This is a genomic window from Bradyrhizobium sp. (assembly GCF_016462955.1).
GTDB lineage: Bacteria > Pseudomonadota > Alphaproteobacteria > Rhizobiales > Xanthobacteraceae > Bradyrhizobium.
Genome location: NZ_JAEMSD010000008.1, coordinates 11,571 through 22,037, shown reverse-complemented (window position 1 = coordinate 22,037; position 10,467 = coordinate 11,571). Strand labels below are relative to the sequence as shown.

Genomic DNA, 10,467 nt, shown 5'->3' with positions numbered 1-10,467 from the left:
ATTTTGAAGAACTGAACGCGTTCGATGAGATCGATGTGCAGATGAGGCTCGCCTATCTGCGGCAGCATCGAATTGGTCTGGACTTTAGTTTCACCAAATCACAGCAGACCGGGACTATTAGCTGCGCACAGGGATTTCAGGAAATTGCGTGCATGCGAACGACAGGTAATGGTCTCCTGCCCACCGAGCCCCCGGCAACACTGGCGGAGGCCCTCAGACCGTTCGAAGACCGCAAATACCAATGAAACGTGAAAGCACCTAGCACATTGGATGCGATTTGAGCGGTCACAGTCCCCGTGAATCTTGAGCAACACGGATTGGCATTAGGCAGACCTATTTCAGCGCATGATCTTTTGAAAGGCACATTGCATGTTCACACCGATTATCTGACTCCGTTATGAGATTGCGTGGCGCCCGTTGCTCCACACATCAAGTGTGTGCCCGTGGGGGTATTCAACGCAATAAATCGGTCGGGGCATGATGCCCACCGCTGAAGCTTCGTGAGCCGTCAAACAAGGAACGAAATGCCGGAGGTGCCAGATCAGCCAAACACTACGTTCGGCGTGCCGGCTAGAGACTATGCCGTGATGCATTCCTAATTGTCCTGCTATGGGAAAGGACAAATATGATCACGTTGCCAATTGCAGAAACTGAAACCGGCGATGCCTAGTTGCCAGAGCAAAACGATGTATCTGATCCTCAATAGCCGGAAAACACGGCTTGCCTTCATTCTGATCACAGCTCTTTCATCAGGAAACGTCAACGCTCAGGGCCCAGCGTCACAGCGGGGCGAGTATTTGGCAACGATTGGCGCTTGTGCTGCATGCCACACTCCTCCGGCCGTGAAGGAATTGTCGCAAGCGTGCACGCCCGAGGAGCAAGCCCGCGAAACGACTGTACGCTCCAATCCTGATTGGTTCGCACATCTTGATCCTGCTAAAACAATGGCAGGAGGCGTGCCATTCATTCTGCGATTCAGTGCAACGTCGAGCGGCCTCGTCCAGTCGAGCAATATCACACCCGACATGACGACTGGTATTGGTAATTGGTCCGAAGCTCAAATAATCGATGCAATCAAACTTGGCATACGTCCGGATGGGTCTTCCTTGTTCAGATTCGCGCCTCATACCTTCTACGAAAATCTTGCGCAGGATGATCTTCAATCACTGGCAGCCTACCTCAAATCCCTGCGCCCGATAAGCAACGCCATCCAACCGCGAAATCTTCCCTTCCCGACACAGCCCGCGAATCCGAAACCGTCGATCCCTCAGGCACCACAAGGACGGAATCCAGCTCGCGCTGAGTACCTCATGAATGCGCTAGTGGGATGCAAAGAGTGCCATTCCTATCACGATACGTCCGGCACTCTTCAACCCTTTATCGGGGGCGATCCCATCGATCCATTTGTCGGTGTTTTTCGGCTGGGTCCGGATCTCCCGTTGCGACAGAATGAGAAAGGCTGGTCAGCGTTCCCGTATCCAGGGTATGCGGTCCTCTATGGAGGGAACCTCACCCGCTTTGGCCAGGGAGGCGATCTTGAGCCAGTTACACCACCTCAGATCGCTCGAGCAATACGCGAAGGCGTTGGCACGGTGCTTGACCAATATGGACGGCCACAACCGCTTGCTCATGTGATGCTCTGGCAGTTCTACCGCGACATGACTGATACTGACGCTCTTGCCTTGTCTGATTACCTCAAGTCATTGAACTTCATCCCGCATGACATAGGCCAACGATTGCGTCTGTTTGGAACAGACCGTGAGGCAGCATTCAAGCAGGTGTTCGGCACGCTCCCAAGTAGCAATGATCGACTCATCTTCGGGCTGGATGGCATGCCATCGCAGTGTCCGAAGAACTAGAGAATATGGAGGCTTTGAATGTCTGTCATGATCAAGATAAGCGTAGATGACGATAGCAAATTCGATGTTAAGACATCGGAAGGCACTGATACGAGCAGAACTCTCCTCCAGATTCAGGACAGAGTGGAAGATTTGTCGAAAAAAGTGCCGGCCAAGCCATTTCCCCGCTCAGCCTTGGGCGGCTACATGAGTCACTTCAGAATTGTCATTGAACTAAAAACGCCGCCCAAGGACACGCTAGTCTCTATTGTATCGCCACTCGCTGGTCAGACAGTAAGCTGGAGTGATCCGTTTATCTATCGCGGTCGCGACTATCAGCATAAGGCCCTGATCGAGGTACCCAGCGGAGTTGATCTACCGGGTGCCATCTATGAGGCCGATTTCAGAGATCGTCCCGAAGAATTCTTTGAGGTGGGAAAGGAGACGGTTTGGTTGCAAATCTTGAACCTCGACGCTCGAATCAACACGAAGCTTGGGGATATACGAATCATTCTAGGCGCGACTTTGAAGGATGAGTACCCCGATCTTTTCAAACCGTCATTTGGGATCGCACAATCGTTGGGTAAGGATGGATTCCCTGCTCGCCTTTACTTCAATCCTTACGCAGTGATTGAAACTCCAGTGGGAGCCTTCCGCGCGATTCACGGAACCCTCGTTTACGGCCACGTGACCGACTTCCCACCAATCGGAACGCCAGTTAGCATTGCGGATTGTATCCCGCTCGAACCCGTTGACCAGATTAGATCACTAATGGCGCGAGGAAAGTCGCTTGACGAAATTACTCCGGACATGTTGACCCCAGCGGGGCGCATTGTCGCCTTGAGCCACCCAATTGACATGAAGATACAGTTAAAAGGTGAAGAGGCTTACCGCTTTGTGGAACGATGTATTGCAGGAAGCTACAATTAGAGAAGAACTGCAGAGTTGACCGCCTAGGCTGGGAAGTACTGAGGGTACATTGAGGCTGCAGTGATCACCGTGTGAGGAATATTGCAACCATGCGGCCGTAAGTAGAGGCACCAAGCCGACTGAAGTTCGTGCTTGAAGGTTATGGAATGTCGGCGTCTGTTTCTCGTTCATCGGCGGACATCCATTCTCCATCTCCGATACCAGGAACAGAACTACATTCTTTAGCACAGTAGCCTCGAGCCACCTCATGTTTCGGCTGATGCACGGCAAATCCATTCCGCGCGGATTGGCTCTACCTCTTGGGCTTTCGCGAAGCCTTCAGAGCTATGGCTATATTTTTCCCGCACTCGCCTCGGATCCTAGCAGCCGGCTGCCCGATGATCGTGACATTGGCTCGGGGCGGAAATGCTGGAGAAGCCGAACGATGTTTCATTCTCCGGTGACAGCTCGGTTCCCGCCGCCTACACCTATCTTGGACAATTCATTGATCATGATATTTCATTCGAATCGGTCACTGAAGGAACACCTGAACTCAGTTCCACGCTGAGCCCACTGTCAAATCCCCTTCATGCGTTGGAAAATCTGCGAGATGGAACGCTCAATCTCGATTCCATCTATGGTGACGACGTTCCCCGTAACCCTCTCAATTCGGATCTTCTAGCGCTTGGCCGTGTTTCAGCAACCGGCAATCGTCCCCTTGGAAGGGATGAGTTCAACGACCTTCCTAGGCGGGGTCGCAGCCACGATCCCGCCCTCGATAGGGCTGCACTCATTGGTGATCCACGCAACGACGAAAATCTCATTGTTGCGCAATTGCACGTAGCTTTTCTTAGAGCACACAACGAGCTTGTCCAGCGAGGAGGGAGTTTCGATCAGTCTCGATTTGCCTTGACGCAAATCGGTCGCGCTTGGAACCTTCCGCGCCAAGGATGAACCCCGCGTCCTCAGCCGCACCGGTCAGCGTTTCGTGGGTGCATCGGTTCTTCAGAACCTCGGCAATGCGAAGCGCGAGCGCGTTGTTCCCTGGAGTCAGCATGCCACCTCCGGAACGCCAGCCGCGGTGAGCAAGGCATAGAGATCGGCGACGCGAGCGCGTTGGCCGCGCTCGCGGCAGAAAGTGAAAATTGCGCGCTGCTTGGCGCGAGACAGCGCGACAAAGAAGGTAGCGATCCCTTCTGAATTGCCGGCGCTGTGACTCCACCACATTGCATCGTCGAGACCGACGAAGATGATGGTGTCGTACTCGAGGCCCTTGCTCTTGTGCACGGTCATTAACGGCACCTGATCGACGCCGGCAAAGCGATCGAGGCAAGTCACCCAATCAGGACTGCCGTCTGCACAAGTAGCAAGATGCAATCGAAAGGCTTCGAGCGCAATGTCGAGCGCTTCGCCTGTCGCATATTTCGAAAAGGACTGAGCCAGGGCGCGCGGATCGAGGAAGGCAAGCACCTGATCAGCAAGCGCCTCCGCCGCCGCCGTTGAGGGCGGTGCTGCCGCCATAGTCGTGCGCAAGCCGTGCAGAAACGCGCTCAAGCCCTCTTCCGCGCGCAGACAAGCCAGTTCGTCGTCGTGATCGACGTCGCGCAGCCGAAGCACAGCGTCCAACGCCAATTGCCACGACGCCGGCACGCTACGAACAGCGCCAAGACGCAGTACGGCTTGCGCTATTCCGGCATAGACGTCGACAAGCAGATCCTGCAACGTGGTCCTGCCGAGCGCGCGGCTTTCGTTGCGAAGATGAAGATTGAATGCCGCCACTGCGGGCGCGAGCTGGTGCTCGAACCGATCCGCGGTCTGTCGCACAAGGATGGCGTAGTCGCGAGGGCGCGTTCCGCGAGAAGCCATGTCTTGTGCCAACCACCGCGCCAGATGCTGCGCCTCGCCGGCCACGGTGGGACATGTCCAGACTTGAGCGACGTCACCATTCACCTGTCGGCCAGATTGCGCGATGGTTGGGATCGCGCCGGCGTCCAGCGCCTGAGCTACGACGTGCTGAATTCGGACAAGGTCTGGCGACGATCGGAAATTGAACACGAGCGGTACCCGCTCGGCAGCCAGTTCCGCTTCGAAGCGATCGAACGCATCGGTGCGCGCGCCCGCCCAGACCATGATGCGCTGCTTGTCGTCGCCAACCGCCGTTATGGTAATCCGCGGATCACCAAACGCGGAAACTAGAAAATCATACTGCGCGTGGGTCGTGTCCTGGAACTCATCGACAAACACGAACGGATAGGTCGCGTGCAAGGCGCGCGCGATTTGCGGCCGGGCGCGCAATAGCAGTTCCGCCATGCGATTTAGCATGATGAATGTCAGGAGAGACCGACCGGGCCGACGCAGCAGTTCGCTCCACCAGCGCTCGATCACAAACTCAATCGCCGTCGCCGGCGCCATTGCCTGAAGCGGCAGGCGAAAGGCGCCGACAATCTTGGATTCGAAATCGGCTGCGCCGAAGCCAGCAATAGCCGCCTGCCGCTGCTGAGGCGCGGCAAGCCGCGCGCGTGTCAGGAAATCTTCGACCCGTCGACGATTGGAAAAAGCGATTTCATAAGGGTAGCTTGGGCGCCAGTCGACCGGAAGGGCCAGTAAGAAGCGGTCAACGAGGCTTTTGGTGAACGCGTCGAAAGTCATCGACACAAACCGATCGGCTTGCGCGCGGTCGCAACGCTCGCGCACACGGGTTGCGAGGTTCTCGGCGGCGTCTGTCTTGAAGGAGATTGCCAAAACGCGGTGCGGTGCCGGACACGCGCCAGTCTCCAGAAGGTAGGCGGCGCCTGCGCCAGAAACTCGGTCTTGCCGGCGCCTGGCCCTGCGACCACGCAGGTGTTTCCGTGACGGCGGAGAACATGCCACGCGTTGGGCTCGAGATCGGCGATGCCACGCGGCCGCCACGCATTTGGTGCAACAAGGGGCATTACCACCTCACCGGCACGACGCCGATCGCGGCGATGACATGATTGAGAAGCGCCCTCAGCTCTTCCGGAATGCCAGCTTTCAGGGTCTGCATATCGAGCCGGGCCAGAACGCGCACATGGGTGCTGGGCTTGCCACGACCCAGAAAGAGATATCGATACCAAAGCAGCAACGCATCATATTGCGCATCGTAAAGCGCCGGCAGACCTTCATCGCCGAGTACAGCCGGCCGCGGCTCCCCGGCGCGTGGTCCGCGCATGCCGGGCTCCAGCTGCTGGTAGGCCGCAAAAAACGCCGTAAGCAGCGAATAATCGAGATCGAGCGGCGCAGAGAAGAAGACGCCGAAAGGCCGGAGCGCATTAATGGATTGCATCAAACCCGCGGTGTCGCGCGGATCGCGCGCTGCGAGTTCGGCAAGCCGCACCGCAATCTCGGCAACGCCGAGCTCGGCTCCGAAGACCTCAGTTGAGGTCCGCCCAATCGCCAGCAACTGCTCGCAGGTCGTCTTGATCCGGCCCCAACCACCGCCGTCGCGTCCCCAATCGAGATCGAGGAGCGTGGCGTAGGGTATCGCGAGGTCGCTCAGCAATCGCCAGAGATGATTTAACGTGGCGGCCGCCCAGCGGCACCATCGCGACGAACGACCGATCGATCGGAAGGTCTAGTGCCTCCGCGAGGCGCGGCAAGACCACCTCCTCCGACGCGCCCTCACCGAGAATGACGAACCGTGCGAAATAGAGCTCGGGGTACGTGCGAACGGCTTCCCGCACAAACTTGGCGGCGTCTTCGTCATTCTCGGGAAGCCGAATGCCCCTGACGCGGGCGGTCCGATCGGCCGGCTCCAGCCGGAAGTGCCGGACATGGCCGGGATCAACGCGGGCGAGGATGCTCGCCGAATGGCTTGAGACGAAGGCCTGCGCCCGTCCCGTGGCGGTCAATTCCTCGATCTGGCGGACAATGCGCGACAGATAAAAGGGCGCGAGATTGTTCTCGGGCTCTTCGACCGCGATGACGGTCAGGGCGGGCAACGGAATGCTGCCGGCCCGGAATGCGGCGCCGGCCGTGCCGTCGGCGATCCGGCCTTCGACATCGAGGGTCGCGGCGGTCATCGCGAGATGGAAGAGCGACCGCTGGCCGTCGCTCAGATCCTCCAGCCCGCGGTCGCGCCCTTCCTCGTCGGGATGAAACACCACCTCAACCTTGCGGATGAACTCTTGGAAACGCAGATCAACAGGCCGGAACACCGGCTTTGTGTCAGTGCCTGCGCTGTGCACCTGCTGCCAGCGCCGTTCCACCGCCTCGGAAACGAGATCAACGGCTGCCTCATTGCCAAAGGCACCATTGAGGCGACCGCCGGCGTCAAGGAAGACGTCCTTCATATCCTGAGACCAGGTGATCGCGCGCCACAGGCGACCACGCAGGAAAGCGCTAACCTAAGAAGAGCCGTCCCGGCTCGCGGGCACGTAGATCATCTGAATGCGGGCGCGGTCAGTCGGACGCAGATCCGAGCGATCGCCATCCGCGAAAATGCCGAGCGCACGGATGGCCTGATACTTCTGTTCAATCACGCCTTCGAGCGAACCGTCGTCGGTCCAGCGTCCTTCGAGCCGCAGTCGGCATTTCAACCGCCCATCTTCCTCGCAGGCCATTTGATGAAAGAACTCGGGCACGGCGGCGTGGCCGTCTGCGCCATCAAGCTCCGGAAAAGCCAGAATGGCCTCGACCACGAACTCTCGTTCGAGCGGGGCACCGGCTTCAGCACTGGGCACATGGAAATCCTGCCGGCGCAACCGTCGATGCTCGGGTGTGACACCAAACAGCCTCAGCATCGCCTGCATCACCGCAGTCTTGCCTGAGCCATTGACGCCCACGAAGGCGGTGAGGCCCCGCGCCATGTCGATGGTCGTCGTCTGTGGTCCAAAGCACCGGAAATTCGTCAGAAGAAGTCGTTCGAGATACATAAGAAATCCACAAATTTCGGTGCGGCCCGGCGATCCATTCTTGCCAAAAGCGCGCAATCAGGAGGCGAACTCAGCCTTCATCTGCTATCAAGGTGGTTCTGGACCGCGTGCTTCATCAGGATGACGCCCTGCCGGCGCTGGCGGGCAAGATCGGGGGCCATGGAGCCGGAAGGGGAGACACCGGGGGAGACGGTCATCGGCGACTTCGATGCCGCCGACGAACTGCTTTTTGCAGCTGAGAGCGGCGGCTTGCCCGGTCTCGGGCCCATTCGCGTGCAGCGATCGGGACAGATCGGCCCCCTGGTCGAACTCGTACGCGCGCGACGGCGATATCCCGCAGCCTTTGCGTCCGTTGCGCTCGAAGCGCCATTCGTCGCGACAATTGAAGCCGCGCTCGACCGTGACACGGTGACCGGCACGGAGAAGAACGCACAGGCCGGCGTCTTCCCGCTCCAGCGGCTCGGCGCGGATGGCGAGCGATCGGACCTTTGGCAGCTTTGGGCGAGCCGGGCCGATCAGGCTGCCCTCGCCGCCGGCTTCCCCGCGCGGATCGCGGCCGAGATTGTCGGCGCGCTCGGCGAACTCCAGGACAATGTCTTCCGTCACAGCGAGACGGCGCGCACCGGCCTTGTTGCCTTCGCCGCGCTTCCGGGCACGTTCGAAGTCGTTGTCAGCGATAACGGGATCGGCGTGCTGGCGAGCCTGCGCTCGCGCATGCGGACTATGCCGGCACCGAGGACGCCGGCATGGCGTTGAAGGTCGCGGTGGCCGACGGCGAGTCCCGATTCGGCCGCGACAGCGGCTGCGGCTTCGGCATGGGTCAGATGTTTCGCGCGCTGGCCAACCATGATGGCGATCTACGTTTCCGCAGCGACGATCACGCGCTCGAGATCCGTGGACACAGCCCGAGCCTCCAAGGTCGCGTCCAACTGCGCCAGAAAGCTGCCCTGCCCGGCCTGACCGTCAGCGTGCTGTGCCGACCGGCGAGTGTTCCGGGCCGATCGCTCTGACCGTGTCACCGGCGCGAAGTCGGAGAGCTGCAGCGCCGTGCGCTTCGTGACGATGTTGTGGGCAAGCAGCTCGTCGAGCGGCGCCCCCTTCGGGGTAGAGATCCGTGGCCAACGCAGACGGCCGGCCTCGGTGAACTCCGCCCGGCGGCGCTTGAGGGTGCGGGCGAAGGCATCCGTCTCGATCAGGATGACCTGGCCAAAGTGGCGGTTGAGGCGGTGGAGAACCTGGGCGCCCCCGCGCACCACGAGCGTGAGCGGACGTCCCGCCGCGTCGGCAACCCGGCAGAGACGATCGACGTGCCAGTCGATCCGGGACGGCGCGCCGGCGCCGGTCCGAAATTCGAAGGCGACGATCTCGACTTCCGGACGTTCCCGCACGAAGCGCATCCAACGGACATAGTCCTGATCGGTCCGCGCGTTGAGGTGAAGTGCCGCCGGAATACCGGCCATCATCATCTCGGCCCAGCCCAGCGCGATGCGCTTCATGCTGTGCAGATTGTCAGGCCGCGGCACATTCAGGAACATGCTGAAATTCGGCGCGGTCACCAGCGCAATCCCGAGATCGCGCAGCGTCGACATGATCCGCGCGCGGTCGGCAAACGCCCACCAGGCCTCGAGCTTGATGTCCCGGTCGACGCCGGAGGCGATGACCGTTGCGTTTTCCGGGATGAGGAAGCGCGCGGCGAGCTCGGCACGGGTACGAACATGCGGCTGGCCGCTTCGCATGTGGAACAGCTCATACAAGGGAACGGCGACAACCGGTTCGTTCAGCACCGCCTTGCGGCTGTATTTATGTCCGATGAGCGGAATCACGGACGGCAGTTCGGGCGTCGCAAGTGCCTCAACTCGGGGCGTCGAGTCCAGCTCGAAGCCGTCGGTCTCCAGGTAGCGTTCAAAGAACTGGTCGGGCTTGTTGCGGCAGACGGTGTCGCAGACGCTGCGATCCTCGCACGAGCAGAAATCGTTGCAGTCGAACACGCCAGCATCGGTGTGCAGACCTCCGCAGGTCTTGAAGTCCGGGCAGCCACCGCAGCCGAGCGACGTCGCATACAGCGCGGCGTCGTCGCGAAGCCGATGGGACGGTTTGAAGTCGCGTGTGGGCTCCTGCGGGGCGCGGCGGGTCATTTGAGCTTGATCTCCGCAGTCGCTCCGAGGATCCCGACGCGCTCGACGACGGCCGGGGCCATGCCCTGTCGCGCATCAACAGCGGCTCGTACGGAGGGCGGCGCGTTGGCGATACTGGCGACCTGACGAAGGCCGTCGAACACGACCAGATCCGGACCCTTCGACTGGACCAGCACCGTGGCGCCCTGACATGCCGCTCCCTTCGCGGTCAGCTTCGCGGTGAGCGTCCGGCTCTCCTCGGAGATGCTCACATCCATCAAGGTCGGTGCCTTGATGCGGTCGATACCCCTCGCCCAACGTTTGGTGTAGGGCTTGCCGCTGGCGTTGCGGATGAATTCAATTCCCATCACACGACCTCCAAGACAGGTGCAAAGGTTTTGGTTTTCCCCGACCGGCGCTCGATCAGAAGACCGCGCGCGGCCAGACTCGAAAGACGGTTGTTCCAGGCCGTTGGCGTCAAGCTCTCCTGGCTCTGCGCCGCAAGGCTCGGTGCGCTTGCGGTACCGAGGCGCACGACGAGGTCCAAGGTCGAGCGATGCGCCTCATCGAGCTCACCCAGAATCTTGGGATCACGCACCTCGCCCGTCGGCGTCAGGCGACAAACCCACATCGCGTCCTTGCGATGCCGCAGGAAAAATTCGAGCTCTTCGCTCACCGACGGCGAGGCATTGGCGATAACCGGGTAAAGCCCCG

At 60.0% G+C, this 10,467-nt stretch carries 12 protein-coding genes; 5 read left to right on the top strand and 7 right to left on the bottom strand.

Annotated features, from left to right (window positions below; translation table 11 throughout):
* The 4 genes from JHD07_RS01980 to JHD07_RS01965 all read left to right on the top strand — a co-directional run.
* On the top strand, window positions 1–245 hold a 245-nt coding region (locus JHD07_RS01980), incomplete at its 5' end, for a hypothetical protein (protein ID WP_291618417.1).
* Window positions 246–686: 441 nt separating this feature from the next.
* Window positions 687–1,859, top strand: coding sequence for a hypothetical protein (locus JHD07_RS01975; protein WP_291618415.1), 1,173 nt, complete (start codon window positions 687–689; stop codon window positions 1,857–1,859).
* 18 nt (window positions 1,860–1,877) lie between these two features.
* Window positions 1,878–2,768, top strand: coding sequence for a hypothetical protein (locus tag JHD07_RS01970; protein ID WP_291618414.1), 891 nt, complete (start codon window positions 1,878–1,880; stop codon window positions 2,766–2,768).
* A gap of 405 nt (window positions 2,769–3,173) precedes the next feature.
* Window positions 3,174–3,701 (top strand): hypothetical protein, encoded by a 528-nt coding sequence (locus tag JHD07_RS01965; protein WP_291618411.1) that lies wholly within the window; start codon window positions 3,174–3,176, stop codon window positions 3,699–3,701.
* Between the two features lie 96 nt (window positions 3,702–3,797).
* Here the strand turns inward: JHD07_RS01965 and JHD07_RS01960 are convergent, their stop codons facing one another.
* The 4 genes from JHD07_RS01960 to JHD07_RS01945 all read right to left on the bottom strand — a co-directional run bounded on the left by JHD07_RS01960 (window position 3,798) and on the right by JHD07_RS01945 (window position 7,639).
* The gene (locus JHD07_RS01960) at window positions 3,798–5,489 is read right to left on the bottom strand and encodes an ATP-dependent helicase (RefSeq protein ID WP_291618409.1); all 1,692 of its coding nucleotides are present in this window, start codon (window positions 5,487–5,489) and stop codon (window positions 3,798–3,800) included.
* Window positions 5,490–5,679: 190 nt separating this feature from the next.
* A complete protein-coding gene (locus tag JHD07_RS01955; protein WP_291618407.1) occupies window positions 5,680–6,168 on the bottom strand; it encodes a hypothetical protein in 489 nt (162 codons plus the stop codon).
* Complete coding sequence (locus JHD07_RS01950; RefSeq protein WP_291618405.1) at window positions 6,140–7,057, bottom strand: AAA family ATPase; 918 nt, start codon at window positions 7,055–7,057, stop codon at window positions 6,140–6,142. Before JHD07_RS01950 ends, JHD07_RS01955 begins: the two co-directional genes overlap by 29 nt.
* 54 nt (window positions 7,058–7,111) lie before the next feature.
* On the bottom strand, window positions 7,112–7,639 hold the full coding sequence (locus tag JHD07_RS01945) for an AAA family ATPase (protein WP_291618404.1): 528 nt from the start codon (window positions 7,637–7,639) through the stop codon (window positions 7,112–7,114).
* A gap of 159 nt (window positions 7,640–7,798) precedes the next feature.
* Here JHD07_RS01945 and JHD07_RS01940 point away from each other — a divergent pair, with 159 nt between their 5' ends.
* The gene (locus tag JHD07_RS01940) at window positions 7,799–8,395 is read left to right on the top strand and encodes a hypothetical protein (RefSeq protein ID WP_291618402.1); all 597 of its coding nucleotides are present in this window, start codon (window positions 7,799–7,801) and stop codon (window positions 8,393–8,395) included.
* A 101-nt stretch (window positions 8,396–8,496) separates the two neighbouring features.
* Here JHD07_RS01940 and JHD07_RS01935 read toward each other — a convergent pair whose 3' ends face one another.
* The 3 genes from JHD07_RS01935 to JHD07_RS01925 form a co-directional block, all read right to left on the bottom strand.
* Window positions 8,497–9,774, bottom strand: a complete 1,278-nt coding sequence (locus JHD07_RS01935; protein ID WP_291618400.1) for a DUF4417 domain-containing protein — start codon at window positions 9,772–9,774, stop codon at window positions 8,497–8,499.
* Window positions 9,771–10,121: a hypothetical protein gene (locus JHD07_RS01930; protein ID WP_291618398.1), complete on the bottom strand. Its 351-nt coding sequence runs from the start codon at window positions 10,119–10,121 to the stop codon at window positions 9,771–9,773. Before JHD07_RS01930 ends, JHD07_RS01935 begins: the two co-directional genes overlap by 4 nt.
* Window positions 10,121–10,467: hypothetical protein (locus JHD07_RS01925; RefSeq protein WP_291618396.1), on the bottom strand; the 347-nt coding region annotated here is incomplete at its 5' end. The genes JHD07_RS01930 and JHD07_RS01925, both read right to left, overlap by 1 nt.

Bases quoted from the DNA above. Each gene is read 5' to 3' on its own strand.
- JHD07_RS01975 (WP_291618415.1), top strand. From the start codon at position 687: ATGTATCTGATCCTCAATAGCCGGAAAACACGGCTTGCCTTCATTCTG.
- JHD07_RS01970 (WP_291618414.1), top strand. From the start codon at position 1,878: ATGTCTGTCATGATCAAGATAAGCGTAGATGACGATAGCAAATTCGAT.
- JHD07_RS01965 (WP_291618411.1), top strand. From the start codon at position 3,174: ATGCTGGAGAAGCCGAACGATGTTTCATTCTCCGGTGACAGCTCGGTT.
- JHD07_RS01950 (WP_291618405.1), bottom strand. From the start codon at position 7,057: ATGAAGGACGTCTTCCTTGACGCCGGCGGTCGCCTCAATGGTGCCTTT.
- JHD07_RS01945 (WP_291618404.1), bottom strand. From the start codon at position 7,639: ATGTATCTCGAACGACTTCTTCTGACGAATTTCCGGTGCTTTGGACCA.
- JHD07_RS01940 (WP_291618402.1), top strand. From the start codon at position 7,799: ATGGAGCCGGAAGGGGAGACACCGGGGGAGACGGTCATCGGCGACTTC.
- JHD07_RS01935 (WP_291618400.1), bottom strand. From the start codon at position 9,774: ATGACCCGCCGCGCCCCGCAGGAGCCCACACGCGACTTCAAACCGTCC.
- JHD07_RS01930 (WP_291618398.1), bottom strand. From the start codon at position 10,121: ATGGGAATTGAATTCATCCGCAACGCCAGCGGCAAGCCCTACACCAAA.